General features: G+C 37.9%; 21 protein-coding genes. 11 read left to right on the top strand and 10 right to left on the bottom strand.

What is annotated here, in order from left to right; translation table 11 throughout:
- Window positions 1-194 precede the first annotated feature (194 nt).
- A complete protein-coding gene (gene fumC / locus F4694_RS11365; protein WP_179597900.1) occupies window positions 195-1,574 on the top strand; it encodes a class II fumarate hydratase in 1,380 nt (459 codons plus the stop codon).
- An 88-nt stretch (window positions 1,575-1,662) separates the two neighbouring features.
- Here the strand turns inward: fumC and F4694_RS11360 are convergent, their stop codons facing one another.
- Window positions 1,663-1,866: an alpha/beta-type small acid-soluble spore protein gene (locus F4694_RS11360; protein ID WP_179597898.1), complete on the bottom strand. Its 204-nt coding sequence runs from the start codon at window positions 1,864-1,866 to the stop codon at window positions 1,663-1,665.
- 371 nt (window positions 1,867-2,237) lie between these two features.
- On the opposite strand from F4694_RS11360, the gene F4694_RS11355 reads away from it, so the two are divergent.
- Window positions 2,238-2,480 carry a hypothetical protein gene (locus F4694_RS11355; protein ID WP_179597896.1) on the top strand — a complete coding sequence of 81 codons (243 nt, stop codon included), beginning with the start codon at window positions 2,238-2,240 and terminating at the stop codon, window positions 2,478-2,480.
- Between the two features lie 81 nt (window positions 2,481-2,561).
- Here F4694_RS11355 and F4694_RS11350 read toward each other — a convergent pair whose 3' ends face one another.
- The 8 genes from F4694_RS11350 to F4694_RS11315 all read right to left on the bottom strand — a co-directional run bounded on the left by F4694_RS11350 (window position 2,562) and on the right by F4694_RS11315 (window position 10,098).
- On the bottom strand, window positions 2,562-3,671 hold the full coding sequence (locus F4694_RS11350; protein ID WP_179597894.1) for an ABC transporter ATP-binding protein: 1,110 nt from the start codon (window positions 3,669-3,671) through the stop codon (window positions 2,562-2,564).
- A 120-nt stretch (window positions 3,672-3,791) separates the two neighbouring features.
- Window positions 3,792-4,694 (bottom strand): PucR family transcriptional regulator, encoded by a 903-nt coding sequence (locus tag F4694_RS11345; protein WP_179597892.1) that lies wholly within the window; start codon window positions 4,692-4,694, stop codon window positions 3,792-3,794.
- A gap of 117 nt (window positions 4,695-4,811) precedes the next feature.
- Window positions 4,812-5,015: a hypothetical protein gene (locus F4694_RS11340; protein ID WP_179597890.1), complete on the bottom strand. Its 204-nt coding sequence runs from the start codon at window positions 5,013-5,015 to the stop codon at window positions 4,812-4,814.
- A gap of 58 nt (window positions 5,016-5,073) precedes the next feature.
- On the bottom strand, window positions 5,074-5,283 hold the full coding sequence (locus F4694_RS11335; protein WP_179597888.1) for a YheE family protein: 210 nt from the start codon (window positions 5,281-5,283) through the stop codon (window positions 5,074-5,076).
- 75 nt (window positions 5,284-5,358) lie between these two features.
- A complete protein-coding gene (locus tag F4694_RS11330; RefSeq protein WP_179597886.1) occupies window positions 5,359-6,423 on the bottom strand; it encodes a YheC/YheD family endospore coat-associated protein in 1,065 nt (354 codons plus the stop codon).
- Window positions 6,417-7,784 carry a YheC/YheD family endospore coat-associated protein gene (locus F4694_RS11325; protein ID WP_179597884.1) on the bottom strand — a complete coding sequence of 456 codons (1,368 nt, stop codon included), beginning with the start codon at window positions 7,782-7,784 and terminating at the stop codon, window positions 6,417-6,419. The genes F4694_RS11330 and F4694_RS11325 overlap by 7 nt, the downstream gene beginning before the upstream one ends.
- On the bottom strand, window positions 7,762-8,865 hold the full coding sequence (locus F4694_RS11320) for a YheC/YheD family endospore coat-associated protein (protein WP_179597882.1): 1,104 nt from the start codon (window positions 8,863-8,865) through the stop codon (window positions 7,762-7,764). The genes F4694_RS11325 and F4694_RS11320 overlap by 23 nt, the downstream gene beginning before the upstream one ends.
- Window positions 8,866-10,098, bottom strand: coding sequence for a YheC/YheD family endospore coat-associated protein (locus F4694_RS11315; RefSeq protein WP_179597880.1), 1,233 nt, complete (start codon window positions 10,096-10,098; stop codon window positions 8,866-8,868).
- Between the two features lie 291 nt (window positions 10,099-10,389).
- Here F4694_RS11315 and F4694_RS11310 point away from each other — a divergent pair, with 291 nt between their 5' ends.
- From F4694_RS11310 to F4694_RS11290, 5 genes are all read left to right on the top strand, one after another.
- Window positions 10,390-10,737, top strand: coding sequence for a YlbF/YmcA family competence regulator (locus tag F4694_RS11310; RefSeq protein ID WP_179597878.1), 348 nt, complete (start codon window positions 10,390-10,392; stop codon window positions 10,735-10,737).
- A gap of 125 nt (window positions 10,738-10,862) precedes the next feature.
- Complete coding sequence (locus F4694_RS11305; RefSeq protein ID WP_179597876.1) at window positions 10,863-11,732, top strand: Cof-type HAD-IIB family hydrolase; 870 nt, start codon at window positions 10,863-10,865, stop codon at window positions 11,730-11,732.
- Between the two features lie 124 nt (window positions 11,733-11,856).
- Window positions 11,857-13,368 (top strand): coproporphyrinogen III oxidase, encoded by a 1,512-nt coding sequence (locus F4694_RS11300; RefSeq protein ID WP_179597874.1) that lies wholly within the window; start codon window positions 11,857-11,859, stop codon window positions 13,366-13,368.
- 122 nt (window positions 13,369-13,490) lie between these two features.
- Window positions 13,491-15,107 (top strand): long-chain fatty acid--CoA ligase, encoded by a 1,617-nt coding sequence (locus F4694_RS11295; RefSeq protein WP_179597872.1) that lies wholly within the window; start codon window positions 13,491-13,493, stop codon window positions 15,105-15,107.
- A gap of 153 nt (window positions 15,108-15,260) precedes the next feature.
- Entirely contained in the window at window positions 15,261-16,049 is a 789-nt protein-coding gene (locus F4694_RS11290) for an enoyl-CoA hydratase (protein ID WP_179597870.1), read from the top strand.
- A gap of 49 nt (window positions 16,050-16,098) precedes the next feature.
- Here F4694_RS11290 and F4694_RS11285 read toward each other — a convergent pair whose 3' ends face one another.
- Window positions 16,099-16,284 (bottom strand): YhzD family protein, encoded by a 186-nt coding sequence (locus tag F4694_RS11285; protein ID WP_179597868.1) that lies wholly within the window; start codon window positions 16,282-16,284, stop codon window positions 16,099-16,101.
- A 118-nt stretch (window positions 16,285-16,402) separates the two neighbouring features.
- Here F4694_RS11285 and F4694_RS11280 point away from each other — a divergent pair, with 118 nt between their 5' ends.
- The 4 genes from F4694_RS11280 to F4694_RS11265 all read left to right on the top strand — a co-directional run bounded on the left by F4694_RS11280 (window position 16,403) and on the right by F4694_RS11265 (window position 23,159).
- On the top strand, window positions 16,403-17,302 hold the full coding sequence (locus F4694_RS11280; protein WP_179597866.1) for an ABC transporter ATP-binding protein: 900 nt from the start codon (window positions 16,403-16,405) through the stop codon (window positions 17,300-17,302).
- Complete coding sequence (locus tag F4694_RS11275; RefSeq protein ID WP_179597864.1) at window positions 17,295-18,548, top strand: ABC transporter permease; 1,254 nt, start codon at window positions 17,295-17,297, stop codon at window positions 18,546-18,548. The genes F4694_RS11280 and F4694_RS11275 overlap by 8 nt, the downstream gene beginning before the upstream one ends.
- Window positions 18,549-18,917: 369 nt before the next feature.
- A complete protein-coding gene (locus F4694_RS11270) occupies window positions 18,918-20,135 on the top strand; it encodes a metallophosphoesterase family protein (protein ID WP_179597861.1) in 1,218 nt (405 codons plus the stop codon).
- 9 nt (window positions 20,136-20,144) lie between these two features.
- Entirely contained in the window at window positions 20,145-23,159 is a 3,015-nt protein-coding gene (locus F4694_RS11265) for an ATP-binding protein (RefSeq protein WP_179597859.1), read from the top strand.
- Window positions 23,160-23,174 lie beyond the last annotated feature (15 nt).

Raw genomic sequence — 23,174 nt, 5'->3', positions numbered from 1 at the left:
AATATACAAGGGTGGAATTAGATGGCAGACTTTTCAATCGTAAATGTAATAGGCAGTTTCTTAATTCTTTCTTATTTTATCGGTTATATGGTCGTGAAACATTAAATGCAGACAAAATGTCTGCATTTTTTTTTAGCAACAGGGAATAAAGATAGGAATATAGATGCAAAAATGAATTAGAGAGGTGGGAAGGAATGGAAAAGTTTAGATTGGAAAGAGATACTCTTGGCGAGATTCAGGTCCCAATGGATAAATATTGGGGGGCACAAACACAACGCAGCTCTGAAAACTTTCAAATTGGCAGCGAAAAAATGCCCTTAGAAGTGGTTTATGCACTAGCATTAATAAAAAAAGCAGCAGCAGAGGTTAACCATGATTTAGGTAAACTGTCGAAAGAAAAAATGACCGCAATTCTGACGGTTTGTGATCAAACACTTAAAGGAGTATTCGATGAGCATTTTCCGCTTGCTGTCTGGCAGACTGGTAGTGGAACACAAACCAATATGAATGTAAATGAGGTTATAGCAAATCGAGCGAATGAATTATTACGTAGTCAAGGAAGTGTTGAGAGGATTCATCCTAATGATGATGTAAATATGTCTCAAAGCTCTAATGATACCTTTCCAACTGCTATGCATGTTGCTGCGTACATAAAAATGACGGAAAATTTATTTCCAGCGCTCAACGAATTGAAAAGTACCCTTTTAACGAAGGAAAAAGCTTTTATGAACCTCGTGAAAATTGGGAGAACACATCTTCAGGACGCAACACCCATCACGCTTGGTCAAGAAATCAGCGGTTGGAGGGCAATGCTGGAAAAGAATGAAAGAATGCTGAAAGACTCAGGTACGTATGTACTTGACTTGGCTATTGGTGGAACTGCCGTTGGCACGGGTATAAATGCTCATCCCAAGTTTGGTGATAAGGTAGCGGAAAAACTCGCGGCATATACAGGGTATCCATTTAAAGCATCTTCAAATAAATTTCATGCTTTAACAAGTCATGATGAAATGGTATTTTTACATGGTGCGTTAAAAGCTTTAGCAGCGGATTTGATGAAAATCGCCAATGATGTAAGGTGGCTGGCCAGTGGACCAAGAAGTGGGATTGGCGAGTTGATGATTCCGGCAAATGAGCCGGGGAGTTCAATCATGCCGGGAAAGGTAAATCCAACCCAAAGTGAAGCATTAACGATGGTAGCATGCCAAATTTTTGGTAATGACGCGACGATTGGATTCGCTGCAAGCCAGGGAAACTTTGAATTAAATGTTTTTAAGCCAGTGATTATCTATAATGTTATTCAATCGATCACACTTTTAACAGATAGCATTCGCTCCTTTAATGAAAATTGCGCTATTGGAATAGAGTCCAACAAGGACGTCATTAAAAAGCATGTGGAACGTTCCTTGATGCTAGTAACTGCACTAAACCCGTATATAGGATATGAAAAAGCAGCTGAAATTGCCAAATTAGCTTTTAAAGAAAATTGCACGTTAAAAGAAGCAGCTGAAAAAACAGGCTATGTAACCCCGGAACAATTTGACCAGTGGATTAAGCCTGAAAATATGGTTTAGGAACACTTTTGACCAAATGAAAGCCCCCTCCGATAGTGGAGGGGGCTTAAGCCATATTATTTAATTTTTTTACAGTGTTTTACTTAAATTAGCGTTGGAATCCGCCAAGTTGTTGCTCTGCCATTGAAACAAGACGCTTAGTGATTTCTCCTCCGACAGAACCGTTAGCACGTGAAGTTGTGTCTGCACCAAGATTTACACCAAATTCTTGAGCAATTTCATACTTCATTTGATCAAGTGCTTGTTGAACGCCTGGTACTAAAAGTTGATTAGAGTTGTTGTTACTAGCCATAGTTGAATAACACTCCTCTTAATAATTTTGGGGTCAGTATGGAATTGAACCATTATGGTTAAGCTAACCATTGCCACCATGGCCTAACCCATTTTATAAAGTTATTAGATATTGGAGCTGCTTCATACTTACCTTTGGTGTGGCTGGGTTAGCCGGACTTGCACCGGCTTTAAACCCTTTAGTTGGTGAAAAGAGATTTCCTTTTCACTTGGTAACCCATCGATGTAAGGTTGTTGCTTGCTTTGTAATATTTATTATGATTAAAATCGGACAGCTTATTCGATTTATTTATCTGGTAATTTATTCCAGTACATAGTGCCGTAATAGTAACGCAAACTAATCTCATATTAAAAACTAAAGGGTGAATGGAAATGTCAATATGCCCAATATGTAATGGTTTACGTGAAATGTATCTATTATGTACGCATTGCGGGGAACAAATGGTGGATAGCGGTAGACTTATTGATTATTTTGATGATTATAGTCCGTACATGGAAATTGACCTAATGAAAATGGAAGACGGTTTTCCGGATAGTCATTCAGGTCAAAAATGCCCGCACCTTTATACTTGTCCATCCTGTCATAACGATGACGTCATCTTTATTAAAGAATAACAATACAAAAAAAGGTCCCGCAATTGGCGGGACCTTTTTTTGTATTGTCTAGCTACAGCGCCTAGAGGCACTTCCGCTAATCTATTCGTTAGCCACACGGATGCGGGACTCAGTTTCAGCGTCAAAGAAATGACCTTTATTTAAATCAAATGCTAGTTCTAATGTATCTCCTGGGTGAATGTCAGCTCTTGAATCTAGACGTGCAACAAAGTCCTGACCATCTAAACTTGAGTAGACCATTAATTCTGCTCCAGTTAATTCAGCTACATCAACATTTAGGTTAACTTTTGTACCAGCAGACGCTTCGATAAATACAGGCTCATCATGGATGTCTTCTGGACGAACACCAAGGATAATTTCTTTACCAACATATCCTTGTTCACGAAGAACTTTCATTTTACCTTCTGGAACTGCGAGTGAAGTTTTTCCAATGATAAACTTGCCATTTTCAAGTTTACCATTGAAGAAGTTCATCGCAGGAGAACCGATAAATCCGCCGACGAATACGTTCTCAGGCTTTTCATAGACTTCTTTTGGTGTACCCACTTGTTGGATAACACCATCCTTCATAACTACAAGTCTTGAAGCCATTGTCATTGCTTCTGTTTGGTCATGTGTTACATAAATAGTTGTTGTATTTAAACGACGGTGAAGCTTCGCGATTTCAGCACGCATCGCTACACGGAGCTTTGCATCAAGGTTTGAAAGAGGCTCGTCCATTAAGAATACCTTTGCGTCACGGACAATCGCACGTCCTAATGCAACACGCTGACGCTGACCACCTGATAATGCTTTTGGCTTTCTTTTTAAGTAAGCTTCTAATCCAAGAATTTTTGCTGCTTCATTTACACGACGTTCGATTTCATCCTTTGGAAATTTACGAAGTTTTAAACCGAAAGCCATATTATCGTAAACTGTCATATGCGGATAAAGGGCATAGTTTTGGAATACCATTGCGATATCACGATCTTTAGGAGCTACATCGTTTACTCTTTTTCCGTCGATGTAAAAGTCACCTTTAGAAATTTCTTCAAGACCAGCGACCATACGTAATGTTGTTGATTTACCGCAGCCAGATGGACCTACAAATACGATAAATTCCTTATCTTGGATATGTAGGTTAAAGTCTGTAACCGCCGTTACTTTATTGTCATAGATTTTATAAATATGATCTAATTTTAATTCTGCCATTGTGTAAACCCTCCTAAGTTTTGATTAACTTAAGTGTACATGAAAAGGTTTTCAAACAATATGGACACAATGCACAAAGTTCCTAAAGAGAAATTTGTGCATTGTGTCCTAACCCAATTTCTATTTCCTTTGTTCAAAAAGCAGGCACGCTAAAAAGACGGTAAAAGCTCCGTAAAAGTCTTTTAATTGTACTCCTGTTTTATCAATAAATTTATCAATCCGATACTGTAGTGTATTTCGATGGATATATAATTTTTTAGCCGTTAAACTAGCATTCAGATTATTTTCAAGGAAGACTTTGATGGTTGTATATAACTCAGGATCTTCTGAGAATACAGAGGATAGCTCCTGTTTAATCTTTTCTTTCATGAAATCAGGCAGATTAAATGCCACGAAGGCAGGGAAAATTTTTTCGAAGGTAAGAATATTTGTACGTTCAAGGTTTTCTTTGGCGAATTCAAAATACTCTTTTTCTTGTAGAAATTGATTACGTAAGTGACTTGAGAACGGGTAAACCCTCCCAAAATAAAAAGATATTTTTACATAAAAATCACTTTCTAACGTATCAGCCATCGAAGATAATTCACTTTCAGTGAGGGACAATTGTCTTCTTTCTTCGATGACGATCCCATTATGATCATCTTCCCAAATAATTTGTACCTCATCAGAAAAAAAGCCTTTGATTGCAGGCTCAATTTCTGTTGGGTCAACCCCAAGACCTTTAACATGGAACTGAATGAAACGAAAATTACTTTCGGCACTGAGTGAAGGCATGGACCCATTAAATAGTAAATAATCATGCCATATTCGCGATAGTGTGGATAATGGCTTCAAAGGAATTTTCACTTGTTCATATAGAACTTGAAGGAGATTGATCTCTTTTTCTGTTAGACTTGCTTTAGGTATGGCAAGCCAGTTATTTTGAGGTTCGTCAAAAAATATGTAAAAATGGTCAGATGTATGTTTAGGCAGTTCAGAATATAATATTGAATCTTTGTATAAAGACATGAGTTTTTTTAACAAGGTCAACTACTCCATTTTAAAAATTTAAAAAAATAATGAATTAATTATAACATTATTTCTGCTTAAATTATAAAAGGCTGACTCGTGAAGTTGTCAACGTGTCAGCCTTTTTCTGCTTTATTCATTTACATTAGATGGGGGTTCTTCTTCAGTAAGATTTCGTGCTTCTTCAATATTGGTGGTGTCAGGACGCGCGTGAACGGATCCACCTGATAATCCTTCATTTATAATTCTGTCTATATCTAAATAGACCTGGTCTTTGCCTTCATACTGTAAATCTGTTTTTGTTTGCACTTTTTTTCCTTCTTCCACAATGACCATTCCCTTTCCTCTTTTCTAATAGTTTGCGGAAAGGGCAATATTTCATTCAAGCTAGTTATTATTCGTAAACGTGGTACAGCATTAACTCATGGATTTGGGTGGTTAATGTTTCAATATCATCCTGTTCGGGAGTATTCACTGTCCATTCAATTTTTCCGGTTTGGTGATAGATACCTGAAAATCTTTGCTTTTTAAAATAAAAGGAAAAATTCCAGCCTGGAATATTCTTATTTTCAAATAATGGCTTAAATTGAAAGTGTGTGAGCAATGGTACCATCTCCCTTATATACTAGTGATTACTACTAGCTTACGGGAAATAATAAATACAATCCAGTGAAAGTTTTCAGTCTTTTTTTGGGGCGGTCAGCTGCTGGAACAACTGACATAAATGTTCGATTCTTTTTTCTTCTATTTCTGTCTCATCAAAGCTCATCGGCTTTGAGTTCACCTCATAAATATAGAATTGTCCAGATTGGCTAATCCCCATATCAATCGAGAATTCACCGAAAAAGCCAAACGCTTCTGTTAGTGATGCACCAATGTGTTGGACAATAGTTTCAATAAAAAAATCGTATTCCTTGTTTTGTAATTGTTCATATGGTAAAACCCTTCCGCCTGAAGGAACATGGGTGGTGATATCCTGCTTTTGGGATTGTCTGATTCCGATTCCCGTAACCTTATAATGATTTTTTTCAGCATGTGCTAGAATACGAAAATCAAATCGTTTTCCTTCATAAAGGACCGGCTTTATTTCCTCTTGGGCCAAATAGTTTTTCTCGACAAGCATTCTTTCCCACTTTTCCCAAAAAAAATCAAATGTAACGAATTCATCTTTTTCGTTTAATCCTTTTAAAAGTACCCTATGCGCCGTATCTAGTTCTAACTTGAAAATGCCGTTCCCTCTTGCTGATTGAGAAGGTTTTAAGTATATCGATTGGTATTGAGATAAAAAGACAGAAAGCTTTTGTTTATTCTTGGCTGGGATGGTGGCTGGTAAAAAAGTGTGAAGAAAGGGATGTTTTTTAAAGAGGTTATAAAGCTCAGATTTATCAATAAAACCGGGATTAAAAAAGGGAATGTTCATTTCCTTCAAGCAAGCAAAAAATATACTGCTTTTAAGTTCTTCTTCAGACCTTCGAAAGGGTATTCGATTATAAACGAGATCGGGAAAAGGAGAAGTGATCCTTTCCCAATCATTTCTTTCTGGGATATAGATATACCCGTCAATGGAATCTTGATGAACTCCATCGAGCGTAAAGATAAAGCTTATTCCATTAAGTGAAATAAGCTTTTTTTGCAGTTCAATAAAAAGTGCGCCATTCCCAGCAATCGAGCCGTCTTTTTTTCGTGCTGTCAAAATACCGATAACGGGGGTACTACCGTTGCTCCACGGATTTGTCACTACCATTTGATGACTTCCTCGGGATGCAGGATAGATTGTTCCGTCAAAAAAACCGCAAACGCCATTGATAACTTACAGGTAAGTTGATCGAAATTTTTTAGCTCTGGATGACTGAATATCGATCTCCCTGGCTTTGAATTTGCCTCAAATAACCAAACGTCACCATGTTTATCAATCCCTAAATCAAAACCAATCTCAGCAATGATGCCTTCCATGTTGTTTGCTATTGCTTTACTTAATCGGAGCGCAGCATTTACAAGCCTTTCAGTAAAAAGCTTACATTCTTCCGGTTGGAAGATTTCCGCTAGTGTTTTGATTTCTCCGCCACTTCGGGCATGGGTAGTTACACTTCCAAGCCCAGCTATTTTCGCAGCCAGTGCTGTGACATGCCAATTACCTTCATCATCTTTGTTGGTGTGTATACGAAAATCAATCGGCCGCTGTTCGTGCCGTAATAAGTGGATGCCTTGTTGAACAATCATTTTGTCAAGATTTCGGTTAGCGAAAACAGACTTAAATAATCCCTCTATGGATGAGAACTTCCGTAGACGATTCACACCCTCTCGATCCTGATAGCGGCAGTAATATTCGTCATGGATTTTATCATATAGGATTTGATGTATACCTAAACCCAAGCTTCCATTAATTGGTTTTAAATAGACATGACCATAGTTAGAAAGCATGTCTTCAATCATTGAAAAGGAGGTAAATGGATGTGTTTCTGGCAGGTAAGTTGCCACAGATTGGTCTTGTTGTAATCTCTCATAAATATCGAGCTTGCTGAAAAATCCAGGATTATACCATGGGATTAGATAGTCAGATTGCAACGTTTGTTTCACTTTAGCCAGTTTTGGGTTTCTTTCACTTTTTCTATTCGGCAGCCGATCATAGATAACATGGGGAAAGGGTACTTCCATAATATTCCAATTATGATCGTGATAAAAATACCCACTAATTGTCCCTGTATCCCAATTTATATGCTGTTCTCCAAAAACAAATGGGATTGCCCCGACGTTTGTTTTTACCGATAATAATTTAGAGAAAAAGTTTGTTCTGTCACCTATCGGGCGGAGTGGGAATGGAGTGAACCCGGCTGTAAATATTCCAACAAGCGGTCCTAGATTGAGAACTTGATGGTCAACAAATACATGCAACTTTATTGAAAAATCGGGAAAAAGTAATCGTCTTTTTACCTCATTGCTTATGATAATAGAATTGTATTTCGTAGGATGAGGTCTACAGTCAACATCGAGTGCTTTTGAACCAAATGCAATTTTTTTAATAACCTTATCCTTCAAGAGCTCTTGAGGACAGTATACAACTAATTGGCTAGTATCAGCTATTTCAATGGTATAGCGTTTTCTCATAGTGGCTCTTCCTTTCTTTACTTGCTGATTGAATAAGGTATTTCCCGTAAAGAAGGGGTGCAAGGAACAAGGTATCTTTTAAATCTGGCTTGGTACTTAACACAACTTTTCTTCCTGGCTTTGAATTCACATCAAGAATCCAAATGGCTCCATTTCTTGCCACCCCGATATCAACGCCAATTTCGAATAATGGTGAAATTTCATTTTCTAGAATTAGCGGGAGATTGGTTGTTATAAAATTCAACTCCGAACAAATATATACTTTGTTAGTTTGAGATAACGTAGAGGACCAAGTGGTAAAGTCCGTCACCGAGCCTCCGGCACTTAAGTTTGATAGAATTCCTCCAGTATTTCCGATTCGAATTCCCTTTCCACGCTCTACCCAGACACCCTGCTCATCTTTCTGAAGTAAAATTCTAATATCAAATGGCCTTGATGCAGTATTCGATAATTCTAGGTAGGGCTGGATAAGGTATGGCCGAAAGTTAATCAGGGGCTGAAGCCATTGAAACAGTTTTGTTTCATTTGGGAAAATTCTAGAGATAATTTTCTTATTCTTTTCGGTTTTTACATGAATGGTTTTATCGTTTTTCTTTAAATAATAGATCCCATAACCTTGTGATCCATTAATTGGTTTAATAATAATTTTTTTTTGTTTGTTTAAAGCAGATATTACTTCTGAGCATTCTTTAATAGACTTTGAATGGGGTAAGTAGGGTGCCAATCGTGAGTTGGATAATGTTTCATATAACTCTAGTTTATTAGGCAATCCAAAGCCTAAAAATGTAATATCATCCCTGCTTTTTAACCAAGAAACAATCGGAATGCATTGCTTTGAATGTTCATCATCCCCGTAAAAACAGCGATCATAGATGAGGGAGGGAATTGGAAATTCGTCATCAATCCAATTCTGTTCAACGGCACAAAAACGTCTCCCTTTGATTTGTTGGGTCAGTGGATTAATAGAAGAGGGAAGAAAGTGATAACACTCCATGCCACAGGAATGACTGCGTGCAGCTATTTCATGAAGATACGAAGCTTCACTTTCTATGTGTAAAGTCATAATGCCAAAGGTTGTCATCTATGAATCCTCCATTTCTGAGGTTGAGTATAATGCAAGATTTGTACAAAACTGAATAATCGCTTTTGCCGACGGTCTTATTTTCATTTGGCCATCTTCAAAGTTTTTCGATGGCTTTGAATTCACTTCAATAATCCAGGGCTTTCCATCTTGGTCAATTCCAATGTCGATTCCGAGTTCCCCGGTGATCCCGGATGTCTTTCTTTCAATAATCAAAGCTGTTTCGATGGCTAAATCTTTCATTTGAGCTATGACCCGTTTTGCATCGCTTACGCTCATGTTCTCTTTTAGAGCGTTTAATGGGGACATAATTTCTCCGCCCCTTGCAATATTTGAAACAAACTCATTCTCTGCCGAAATCCGTGCCACAACTGAGGTTACATCCCATTTATTTTGATGGTTTTTATGACATAATACTCGATAATCCATTCCTCTAGATTGATAGGTAAGTAGGGAGATTCCTTGCTGGATAATGTAAATTCGATTGTTCACCAAAGGTTTAAGAAGCCGATATGTCTGCTCAAAGGAAAGGATCGTTTGCTTACTGTGTTCTAACGGTGATGTGATGGAAGATTCTAATGAAAAATGGTTGTCTTCTTTTTGTAGTTTAAAAATATTTCTTCCCTGACTTCCATGTACAGGTTTAATAAAAATGGTTTTATACTTTTCTATAAAAGCAGTGAGATTGTCTTTCGTAAAAATATTTGTATCCGGAATATAAGAATGCAGATGGTTCTCATGGATTAAGTGCTCATGAACCTCCCATTTTGAAAGAAAGCGATCATTAAAAATAGGAATACATAACTCCGCAAGAGTTTGGCGAAATGATTGATACTCCTTGCCAAATTCCAACCTCCGGGAATGGATGCGATTATAAATCACATCTGGCAGTGGAAGTCCTGCAGGCCTCCATATCCCATTGTCAAAATAATATCCCTGAACAGAAAATTCTGAGTAGGAAAAAACATATAGAAATCCACCATTCTCTGTTATCCCATGATGAAGTTCTTCACAAAAGTTATGGATCGAACCAAAATGGGGTTCAGCATTTCCTTTATTTTTAAAATCCGTAACTAAACCAATGATTGGTCCTAAATAAAGTGAATTCATTTCTTTTTTATATATCGCATGAAATTTATATGGTTGAACCGGTAAACAAAAATGGTGAAATAGATTTTCAGGGAAATGAATCTCGTTAGGTGTCATCTCGACAGATTGTATATTAACTTTCACCAATTTCTTTCCTATAGCAATCTTGATTTCGTGTTTTTCAAGCTTAAGTTGTTTATACAGCTGTGAGGACATATGAGCAAAAATGTCAGTTCTGTTAGCTGATTCTATAGGAACAATTGAGATAGGGGGCATAGTCACTCCTCATTTATAGGCAAATAGGCATTCGTAGATATGGTATCGTATGTTAATGCCCAAAGGTTGGTGATACTTAATTACGGGCAGTTAACATCCTCGCATTTACCTACATAGTTTGTTATAGTTATTAGGATTATTTTAAGAGGAGTGGAATGAATGTCCGTTAATTTATACGATGCAGCCTATGCATTAGAAAAGGCAATTCGTCAAAGTGATGAATATAAACAATTACAGCAAATGTATCATGAGGTTAATGCAGACCCAACAGCAAAGAATATGTTTGATCAATTCCGTCAAATTCAAATGAATTTACAGCAAAAACAAATGATGGGTCAAGAGATATCAGAACAGGAAGTCCAGCAGGCACAATCAACGGTGGCTGTTGTCCAACAAAATGAAAAAATCGCCCGACTCATGCAAGCCGAACAGCGGATGAGCATGATTATTGGTGAGCTAAATCAATTAATTATGAAGCCTTTAGAGGAACTATACGGAAATCTATAATCGTAACAAAAAGCTTTCGGTTTTTCCGGAAGTTTTTTCTTTTCTATTGCACTTGTTCTATCTGTGGGTGAAAAATCATAAAAGTGTTATAAGGGTATCTTCACCAAGAACAGGGGGCTTACGGAATGATTTATCGTTTGCTTGCATTAAATATTGATGGAACTCTATTACAAAGTAACGGAAAGATTCATAAGTCAACAAAGGAAGCCATTGAGTATGTTCAGCAAAAAGGAATTTATGTAACGCTTATGACATCAAGAAGCTTTCCCTCAGCCAAGAAGGTTGCAAGGGCATTGAAAATAAAAAATCCGCTCATTACACATCAAGGTGCCGTTATTGCAAATATCCAGGATAAACAAAATCGAGTCGAAAGAATTAACGAGAATATTACCTATGATACCGTTCGATTCCTAGAAGGTTTGCCGTGTCAAATCAGGCTGGTACATGAACAATTTTCTTTAGCCAATAGGTTGAAATTAAATAACAATTTATTAGTCAAAACCGTTTTTACATCAGGGGATCCTGTTTTTTATTCTCAGCAATTTGTTTCGTCATTAAGCGAATACTTACATGATCAACCAGTGACAGCTCCGAAAATTGAGGTTTATTTTGAAGACGAGAATGATCTTCAGGATGCAAAAAAGGCCATTGGAAAAATGTTTACCGAAATTGAAACCATTCAACTAGATCGGTTGCGTTTAGATATTGTTCCAGCAGGGGTTTCAAAGTTAAAGGGTTTAGCTTTCCTTGGCAGTCATCTTGGTATCCAGCTCAAAGAAATGGTCGTTATTGGCGAAGGCTTGGATGATATCCCAGCGATTGAGGCGGCAGGGTTAGGAGTGGCCATGTGGAATGCTGAATTTGAAGTAAAAAGAGCAGCAGACTGGGTGACGAGATCGCAAAACGAGCACGGTGTCGCCTATATGGTTAAAGAACACTTCAGAAAACAACAGCCAATTGAGTTTTTAAGAAAAATGAATATCATTAAAAAGTAAAATTAGCAGACATCATCGTCCAAAACGGTGATGTCTTTTACGTTTGTGAATGATTTCCACTGTATTGACCTTATTTTGGTGATTATGTACACTGAAAGAAGTATATTTTGAAAGAGTGATTCTAATGAGAATTTCGATTATCGGGTTAGAGGATGCAAGATTCGATCGTCAATTAACGCTGATCGCTAATTTGTTTTTTGAAGAAACAGAGATTGTGAAGGTTTTAGACGATGAGGCTAACTTAACTATAAAATTTAGAATAAATGAAGATAACCATATACAGGTTTCAGCTGAGTTACTTGACGCAGAGGGTAAATCCTTATCAACAGATTTTCAAAAAGAAGTACAGCCCTTTCAAACGGACAAGGAATATTTTAAGCAGATTAAGAATGCAGTTGCACACGTGTATTTGACACTTTTGCAGAATTGGACAGGAGTTACCCAAAAGTGGGGGATACTAACTGGGGTTAGACCGACAAAGCTTTTACATCGTAAAGTCCAAGAGGGTGTACACAAAGAAATAGCCCACCAGCAATTGAAAGAAGAATACCTGATTACAGACGAAAAAATAAAGCTCATGCAGCATATCGTTGATAGGCAGCTAGCCATTGTTCCTGACCTCTATGACTTGCAAAAAGAAGTTAGCATTTATATTGGGATTCCGTTTTGTCCAACAAAATGTGCCTACTGTACATTCCCGGCCTATGCAATAAATGGCAGACAAGGATCAGTAGATTCTTTCTTAGGTGGTCTGCACTATGAGATAAGGAAAATAGGTGAATGGCTAAAGGAAAAAGGTGTCCGAATCACAACGGTTTACTATGGCGGAGGTACCCCAACGAGTATTACGGCAGAAGAAATGGATTTGCTTTATGAAGAAATGTATGATTCATTCCCAGACGTTGAAACTATCCGTGAAATCACCGTTGAGGCGGGGCGTCCGGATACCATTACCTCTGATAAATTAGAGGTATTAAAGAAATGGAAAATAGACAGGATTAGTATAAATCCTCAATCCTATACGCAAGAAACATTAAAAGCCATTGGACGCCATCACACTGTTAAAGAAACAATTGATAAGTACCATTTAGCAAGAGAAATGGGCATGAACAATATAAACATGGACCTAATCATTGGTCTTCCTGGTGAGGGGATCACTGAGTTTAAGCATTCACTTGCAGAAACAGAAAAGTTAATGCCAGAATCTCTAACTGTGCATACTTTATCGTTTAAACGTGCTTCAGAAATGACGAAAAACAAAGATAAATATAAAGTGGCCGGTCGTGATGAAGTGGAACAAATGATGAACCTAGCAACAGAGTGGACAGAAAGTCATGGCTATGCTCCTTATTATCTGTATCGTCAAAAAAATATCCTTGGCAATCTTGAGAATGTCGGATATGCGTTCCCAAATCAAGAAAGTATTTATAATATCATGATTATGGAGGAGCAGCAGACAATTATCGGGCTTGGCTGCGGCGCCGCAAGCAAGTTCATTGACCCGCATACGGGAAAAATTACTCAGTTTGCTAATCCGAAAGACCCTAAAACATATAATGAAAGCTTTGAAACTTACACGGAACAAAAAATAAAAATATTAAACGAACTCTTCTCTCAAAAAGGATCTCCTGCTTAAATTGCAGGAGATTTTTGTGTTCTTAATAGAGGATTTTTCGAAAACATCACGAATATTTTATAGGAAAACGGTCATAAAATACGATGATTCGAAAACGCTTTCAATTAGGGAGGGATTTAGCGATGATGCAAACACCTTTAACAATGACACAGATGATTGAACGAGCAGAAAGGTATTTTTCAAAGAAACAGGTGGTTTCTAGAACATCAAGTGGCATTCAACGTTTTACGTATAAACAAATTGGTGAAAGAACGAGAAGACTCGCAGATAGTTTAACCAAACTAGGAGTGGGAAAAGGTGATAGGGTAGGAACACTGGCTTGGAACCATCATCGACACCTGGAAGCATATTTTGCAATTCCGTGTATTGGTGCTGTTCTTCACACTATTAATATCCGGCTTTCTCCTCATCATATTTCCTATATTATCAATCATGCAGAAGATACTATCCTCTTAGTAGACCCAGATTTGATTCCATTACTTGAAAAATGCGCACATGAACTAAAAAGTGTTAGGGGTTATATAATTATGTCAGACGACAAGGTCCTTCCTGAAACTACGCTTTCACCAATCTATGATTATGAAACCTTATTAGAAGATGCGAATCCCGCATTTCAATACCCAGAAGACATTGAAGAAAACGATCCTGCTGGTATGTGCTATACCTCTGCAACTACAGGTAATCCAAAAGGAGTTGTTTACTCTCACAGAGGAATTGTTCTTCATAGCATGGCGTTAGGGCTTGCAGATAGTGCAGCAATAAGTGAGAAAGACATCGCACTTCCTGTTGTTCCAATGTTCCATGCCAATGCATGGGGCATGCCATTTGCAGCAGTATGGTTTGGGACATCATTAGTGCTGCCAGGACCATATTTTACTCCAAAACTTATAGCAGAGCTCATTGAAACTGAAAAGGTAACGATTACTGCAGGTGTTCCAACCATTTGGCTTGGGTTGTTAAAGGAACTTGATGAGGGCTCTTACGACCTTAGCAGTTTAAGAGGAGTACTTTGCGGAGGTTCAGCTGCACCTAAAGGGATGATTAAAGCCTTTGAACAAAGGCATAACATACCATTCCTGCATGCTTATGGAATGACGGAAACAAGCCCTCTCGTAGTGATTTCAACATTAAAAAGCTATCAAGAGAATTTAGATTATGAGGAAAGACTGGAAATAAGAGCAAAACAAGGGGTTCTCGTTCCTGGCTTAAGTATAAAAGTAGTGGGAAAAGATGGAGAAGTGGCTTGGGATGGAAAAGAAATGGGAGAGTTATGCATTAAGGGGCCATGGATTGCCTCAGAGTATTATAAGGATGAGAGAACACATGATGCTTTCCGTGACGGCTGGCTCCACACCGGTGATGTCGTAACCATTGACGAAGAAGGCTTTGTGAAAATTGTCGACCGTACCAAGGATTTAATTAAGAGCGGCGGTGAATGGATTTCTTCCGTTGATTTGGAAAATGCCTTGATGGCCCATGAAGCAGTGTTTGAAGCTGCAGTTGTTGCAGTCCCGCATGAACAATGGCAGGAAAGACCAGTTGCTTGTGTTGTGTTAAAAGATTCATATAAGGATAAGGTGAAAAAGGAAGATTTACTTGAATTTTTAATTCCCCAGTTTGCTAAGTGGTGGCTCCCCGATGAAATCTTGTTCTTGGAGGAAATCCCGAAGACTTCCGTTGGGAAATTTTTAAAGATCACATTAAGGGAGCAGGTACAAAAGGAAGTCCTAAAGAAGTGAAATAAAAGGACAAAGAGGATACTCTTTGTCCTTTTTGTGCATTTAGTTTAAATTAATTAGATAGTGAAAATTCCATATATTATGAAAATTATTTTTTATCCCGCCGATTCAAGCTATAATGGAATTGAATATAGTTATGGGAGGTTGTTTGGGGTGACGATAAATTTTGTAACGGATAAGGTAAAGTTGTGGGTGAGTGGAAGGGTTGCAACGGTTGAGATGAACAGACCGGAATCATTAAATTCAATCGATGTGGACATGATAAGAGGTCTAGTAAGTAAACTGAAGGAAATAGCTGAATCGGATGATATTGATGTTGTTGTTTTAACTGGGAATGGCAGAGCCTTCTCCGCAGGGGGAGATATAAAAACGATGCTTTCAAACCTAAATGAAAGTGAATTCTTCCCTGTAATGGATTGTATTAGTGAATTAATCATAACTCTTTATAGTATTCCCAAATTAACCATTAGCGCTGTAAATGGCGCAGCAGCAGGGCTTGGATTCAGTCTTGCGTTGGCTACTGACCACATCATTGCAGACAAAACGAGCAAATTAGCAATGAATTTCATTGGAATCGGTTTAATACCAGACGGAGGCTCTCACTTCTTTTTAGAAAAAAGGTTAGGAGAAATCAAGGCAAAACAGGTGATATGGGATGGAAAAATGATGAGTGCACAAGAAGCGTTGGAAATAGGATTGGTACAAGAAGTTGCGGAAGATTTGCAAGAAACGTTAGACGCTAGAATATCCGATTGGCTGCAGCGACCAGTTCAGGCCATGATCAAAACGAAAAAGATACTAGCAGATATGAATAGACCGCAGTTGATAAAAATTTTAGAACTAGAAAAACATGGTCAGCTAAACATGCGCCGAACACTTGATCATCAAGAAGGAATTCGGGCCTTTATAGAAAAAAGACCTGCAAAATTTATCGGTAAATAAGTAAGACAGAGAAAAGAAGCAATGGATGCTTCTTTTTTCTGTCTTAAGATTAAGAATGAAACAATATTAGTTTGCCGCTTGGAGAGGTAAAACGATGTGTTTTATCTAGTAAATTTTTCTCTGCTAATAATTTTTCAGCTAATGCTTTTGCCTCATCGTCATGTTCAGCCTGAATCGGTTCATCTACTATTTTTTCTCCATTTACTTCAAAGGCAGTTAATTTGTAAGTCTTCATCCTATTTCCCCCTTAGGCATTATTGATATTATAATATTTGCATAATTCATGATATTTTGCAAAAGTGAAACTTTTCCAGAGGAATTACGTATAGTAATTTTTGAGAGGGGGATTTTGTATGGTCTTAAAACTTGAACATGTAACAAAGCGATTTGGTGATTTCACAGCAGTAAAGGATTTATCCATCGCCATACCAGAAAAAGAAATGTTTGGCTTCTTAGGAGCAAACGGTGCCGGGAAGACCACTACATTTCGCATGATCTTGGGGCTCTTGGACTCTAGTGATGGAAGAATTACTTGGAATGGGCAGCCAATCAATTATTCCACAAGTCATTTAGTCGGCTACCTTCCGGAAGAAAGAGGTTTATACCCCAAATTGAAGGTTAGCGAGCAAATCGTGTACCTTGCAAGATTAAGAGGAATGCCGAAAAGTGAAGCACTTTCTGAATTGAGATATTGGCTCGACAGATTTAAAGTCCCTGAATATGAAAATAAAAAGGTAGAAGAGCTTTCAAAAGGAAACCAACAGAAAATTCAATTCATTGCGGCCGTCATACATAAACCAAAATTATTGATTCTGGATGAGCCATTTAGCGGTCTGGATCCTGTAAACGTTGAAATGCTTAAGGACGCAGTTCTCTCATTAAAGGAAAAGGGAACAACAATCGTTTTTTCTAGCCATCAAATGCACCATGTAGAAGAGATGTGTGAGCATCTATGTATTATGCATAAAGGAACTCCAGTTGTACACGGTGCCTTAAAAGATATAAAACGTGCATTTGGAAAAAAGAATCTTGTTATCCATGCCGACTTTTCACTAGATAGTCTGAAAGAATATCCAGGTGTGGTTAAGACTAGGTCCACAACAGAGGGAATTCATCTTCAAATCGATGGGGAATATGTTGCTGAAAAAATACTAAAAGATATCGTGAACAAAGGATTTATCAGGAAATTTGAACTTGAAGAACCATCGTTAAATGATATTTTTATCGAAAAAGTAGGTGATACCTATGAATAAATTTTGGATTATTTTATTTCATACGTATTTTAACAAATTGAAAACAAAGTCATTTTTAATCACAACCTTAATGATGGTAATTATCACGTTAGCCTTAACCAATCTGAATAATATCATTGAAGTTTTCGATAAAGACAGCGGTAAAGAAAAGGTTGGCGTATTAGATGAAACAGGGCAGCTTTATAAACCGTTTAAAGAACAAATGAGTTCACTAAATAAAAACTTTCAGCTGACAGAGTTTGCAGGCAACGAAAAAGAGGCAGAAAAGGCAGTAGAAGAAGGGGAAATTGCTGGATTTGTCCTACTGCGTTATGATGATCAGCAGCTGCCTGAAGCTGAGTATAAAGCAATGAGTGTAGCTGATTCAGCAATATATACCGATCTTCAGTCCGGGCTTCAGCAAATGAAAACCATGCTTGCAGCTTCAAAAATTAACCTGACACCAGAGCAGCTCAACCAGCTGTATGAGCCGGTTTCTTTCAAGAAAGTTGCTCTTGAGGAAAATGCCAAAACGGAAGAAGAACTGAATCAGGCACGGGGACTTGTTTATGTCCTGCTGTTTGTCATCTATTTTGCTGTTATTATGTATTCCAGTATGATTGCAATGGAAGTGGCCACAGAAAAGTCTTCAAGAGTGATGGAAATCTTGATCTCAAGTGTATCTCCCATAAAGCAAATGTTTGGTAAAATACTGGGCATTGGCTTGTTAAGCTTAACGCAGCTTGCGGTACTTCTTTCTATAGGTTATTTCTCCATAAAACGGAACATGTCTTCCCTTGAAGGCGGCTTTTTTGACGCATTTGGATTTGGCAATATTTCGTTATCAACCATTGCGTATGCCGTTATTTTCTTTATATTAGGTTATTTTCTCTATGCCACTCTTGCGGCGTTTTTAGGATCGTTGGTCAGCAGGATTGAGGATGTCCAACAAATGATTACGCCAATGACGTTACTTGTAGTAGCAGGGTTTATGATTGCAATGTTTGGTCTTGGAAAACCAGATTCACCATTTATCGTCATAACATCGTATATACCTTTCTTCACCCCAATGATTATGTTTTTACGAGTAGGTATGCTGAATATTCCGGTTTGGGAAGCTGCATTAGGAATATCCATCCTGATGGCAACAATCATTTTCTTGGCTGTATTTGGTGCACGTGTTTACCGCGGTGGAGTTTTAATGTACGGAAAATCAAATTCCTTTAAGGATATAAAGAAGGCATTGCAATTAACAAAAAAAGAATAAAATGCGAAGGCTTTGCCAAAAAAGGCAAAGCCCTTTTTTTCTGTTAATATGAGAATTGTCTAGCTCCAGCGCCTAGGGGCTCGGGTCATAAGCTTGTCTAGTTGCGGCTCCTTGGGACTCGAGTCATAAAGCCGCCCCCTGAAGAAGGCAAAGAGCGCCTTCTTGCAGGGTTCGTCTTATGCCTTCGTCCCAGGGCAGTCGCCTCACTTTTCCGACAATCCGTCAAGAAGGTTAAAGAACAACCTTCTCGCCGGCTCGTCTTATGCCTGTCGCCCCTGGACAAGGCGCTTCCGCTTTTCGTTTAGAACGTGCATTCGCTTTTTCGAGATGTTACAATGAAAGAAAACTCAAGGAAAGGAGCTTTTTTTATTGAAACAGATTTCCTTTATACACGCGGCTGACCTGCATTTGGACAGTCCTATGGTTGGTTTAAAGCACTTACCCGCAAATATCCTTTCAAGAGTGAGAGAGAGTACGTTCACAGCTTTAAGAAGGCTTACAGCGGCTGCCATTGAGAACAACGTAGATTTTGTCATTTTAGCCGGGGATTTATACGATGGTGAAGATAGGAGCATACGTGCACAATCTCGCTTCCGTAATGAAATGCAAAAGCTTTCACAAAAGGATATTCCTGTTTATGTTATTCACGGAAACCATGATCATTTAAGCGGCTCATGGGTACACCTTGATATGCCTTCAAACGTTCATTTTTTTGGCAGTGATGTCGAAATGAAGGTATTCCATACAAAACGTGGTGATACCGTCCATCTTTATGGCTTTAGTTATATACAAAGACATATTCTCGATAGGAGAATAGATCACTATCAAAAACAGGATTCTGCCGACTTTCATATCGGCATTCTCCACGGGAATGAAGGTGGCGGAACGGACCATGATAATTACGCTCCTTTTTCCATCAAGGATCTGCTGGAGAAAGAATTTGATTATTGGGCTTTAGGACATATCCATAAACGAGCGATATTATCAGAAACACCGCCAATTATTTATCCTGGAAACCTCCAAGGTCGTAATAGGAAGGAAACGGGAGTAAAAGGATGTTATCACATTACGTTGAATGATCTAGAGGTCAAAAAGGAATTTATAGAAACTTCAGACGTGTTATGGGAAGAAGTTACTGTCGATGCTGCTTCGGCGCAAAGTTTTCAAGAAATTTTCCAACTATGCCAGTTAACCATCGAACGTTTGCGTAATGCTGGACTAGGTACACTGCTTACCTTAAACCTAAAGAATGTTCATATAAATGATTTCCAAGAGAAAAAAATCCTAGATACCGAACTATTGGAGCTGCTGATAGACTATGAAAATGATGAGGAAGCATTTGTCTGGGTGGTCAATTTAAACTTAGAAGATCACCAGCAGCTTGATAGAAAAAAATTAACGAATGAAGCAGATTTTTATACGGAGCTGTTCGCCACCATCGATGACTATCAGAATCCTGAGCCAGCAATTGCACCATTATATCAGCATCAATTGGGCAGAAAATATTTAACAAGTTTAACAGAAGAAGAACAAAAAGAATTATTGGGTAAAGCTGAGAAATTATTAATTGGACTATTGTATCAATAGTGAAAGGAGATGATTGACCTGAAAATCCAGGAGATACATATATACGGCTTTGGTCAACTATCTAATGTAGTCATTAACGACCTATCTGATTTTCAAGTGTTTTATGGTGAAAATGAAGCAGGAAAATCAACGATCATGGCATTTATTCATGGAATTCTATTTGGATTTCCAACGAAACAATCTTCAGAACTGCGCTATGTACCAAAAAACGGCTCAAGTTATGGCGGAAAGCTGATAATATATTTTGAAGAGTTTGGCATTGCCACGATAGAAAGGATAAGAGGTAAGGCGGCTGGTGACGTTACCGTAACACTGGAGGACGGAACAACAGGTGATGAGGAACTGCTAAAGCAGCTGCTCGGAAATATGGATAAAGGGTTATTCCAAGCGATATTTTCCTTCAACCTGCATGGGCTGCAAAATATCCACCAAATGAAAGGCGACGAATTGGGAAAGTTTTTATTTTCTACTGGTACACTCGGAACAGAACGGCTGGCTAAAACAGAGGCAGAACTTCAGAAGGAATTAGAAGCTCGATTTAAACCAAGCGGGAAGAAGCCGTTGGTAAATGAAAAACTCAAAGCACTTCATGAACTTAGCGGCGACCTAAAAAAAGCAGCAGCCAAAAATCAAGGTTACGAAGCATTGGTCTCAGATAAAGAAAAGATCCATAAGGAAATAGAAGACATAAGCCATAAACTGCAGGTTGTAAAAAGCGAGGTGGAAAAGTTAAATGAATGGCAAAAAATCCACTCACTCGTCAAAGAAGAAAAATGGATACAGGCAGAAATCAAGTCACTTGGAGAATATCCATTCCCTGCAAGAGGGATTGAACGAATTGAAAAATTAAATCAGCTCATCTATCCATACAATGCTCAGATTTCCAGCTTACTCGAGAGAATCGATCAATTAAAAAAAGAGATGGCTTCTATACAGCCCGAAAATCAATTACTCGCTGATGAATCCAAGATTCTTGCGGCGTTAGACCAAATTCCCATCTATGAGCAACTGACACTAGAAAAACAACAATGCAAAGTGAAATTGGCAGATTTACAAGAAAAAATGTCGATCATAAATGAAAAACTACACTTACCTTTAAGGGAAGAAGAAGTTCTAACGATAAACACAAATATCTATATGAAAAATCAAGTAGAGCAGGCAGCGAGGAAACAGCAAAAGCTTTTAGAAGTAAAACAGGACCTTGAGGAGAAATTTCTGGAAGAAAAAAACGCTCTTGAGGATCTAGAGAGAAAAGTTAATTTTGCAGAAACGCATATGATTCCAGCTCATGAAAGAGAGCGTATTGAAAAGTTAGTCAGTGATGACAGTGAAAAAAGAAAAGTCGAATATGAATTAAAGGCAGTCCAAGACAAAATCGAGTATTTTAAACATTCTAGTGAACAGGATAAGAAAACATTTGCCGCGATAAAAAAACAAAAACAGAACCAATCCTTAGCTATTGGGGCATTATTGCTGGTTCTTTCACTTTATGGATTCTATTCCAAGCAATGGATACTGTTAGTTATTGGAGTATTAGGAACCTTACTAATCGTTTTTTTTCTAAGTAATAATAACAATAATCGTAAAAACGATGCAAAAATTAATCAAGCTCTAAGTCAGTTGTTAGAGGATGAAAAAAGGTTCATACAACAACTCGAGAGATATAAAAATAGTAATATTCCAGCTCTTCAAGAAAAATTGAAGAAAGATAATTACTGGAAAGAGCAGCAACAGCTATTAAAAATAAAGCTCGAACAGCAGCAAACACAATATGAAAAAGTGATCAGGAAATTCGAGGAGTTGGAGATTGACGCAGCAGAAAATCAGGACATGCTAGTGAAACTTAGCAATGAACTTCATATACCTGAATATATTGCACAATCTTTTTTCCTAGAGGCATTCCAGCTAATTGAACAATATAAGCTAATATGCCGAGAAAAAAGGAATTTGCTAGCAAGGGTGGAATTTATTAACCATGAAAAGGCTGCTATTACTGAAAGACTCACATCTTACGCAAAGCTCTATTTAGCAGACGTAGGAAATGATTTTTCGAAGATTGGGTATTTATTGCGGAATAAAATAAGAGAAGAACATGGAAAGGTAATAAAAATTCAAGAAAAGCAAGGAAAGCTTGATGATTTTAATGCCGACCTTAATCAAATGAAATTGGAACAAGCGCATCTAATCTCGGAAAAGAAAAAGCTCCTTGAAGAAGCAAATGTGGAGGAAGAAGCGGCTTTCTATGAGCTTGGTAAAGAAGCCGAATCAAAGTTAAAGTTTATAGAAAGGCTTGAGGATATTAGGAAGCATGTACAATACTCTTTTTTAAAAAATGACGAGATGGAAAGATTGTTACAAATTCACAATATAGAAGAACGATTAAACCAGTTTCATAATCAAATCGAACCGTTATCATCTAGACTAATAGAACTGCAAGAAAAGCTGGCAGCTGCAAACTACCAGATTCAAATTCTTGAAGAAGGCGGCTCTTACTCTGAGTTACTTCACCACTACAAACAGCAAAAGTTTGAGCTAGAAGAAGCAGCAAAAGAATGGACAGTTTTCTGTCTAGCTCAAAACATACTATCAAAGACGGTTGAAAAGTATAAAAACGTCCATTTGCCTAGAATGCTGGCAAAAGCAGAGGAATATCTATCCTTTTTGACAGAGGAACAATATCAGCGTATACACCTGCAGCAGTCAGGAACTGGTTTTCTCATTGAAAGAAGAGATCATACTCTATTTGAGGCTAATGAGTTAAGTCAGGCTACTACTGAGCAAGTGTACGTTTCTATAAGATTGGCGCTTGCCGCCACTCTTTACGAAAAATATCGCTTTCCAATTATTATCGATGATAGTTTTGTGAATTTTGATGGCAACCGCACTAAAAAGGTGCTGGAGCTATTAACCACGCTCCAAAATAATCAAATTTTATTTTTTACTTGTCACACACATTTGCTCCCATATTTTCATCCAGAAAATGTTATGTATCTTCATAAAGATAATGTCGAGGTAATCTCATAGAGAATGTTATACTTG

Origin of the sequence: Neobacillus driksii (genome assembly GCF_013409995.1) — a bacterium.
Taxonomy (GTDB): Bacteria; Bacillota; Bacilli; order Bacillales; family Cytobacillaceae; genus Neobacillus; species Neobacillus driksii.
The sequence above is the reverse complement of the archived record's forward strand: the minus strand, read 5'-3'. Positions and strand labels throughout refer to the sequence as shown.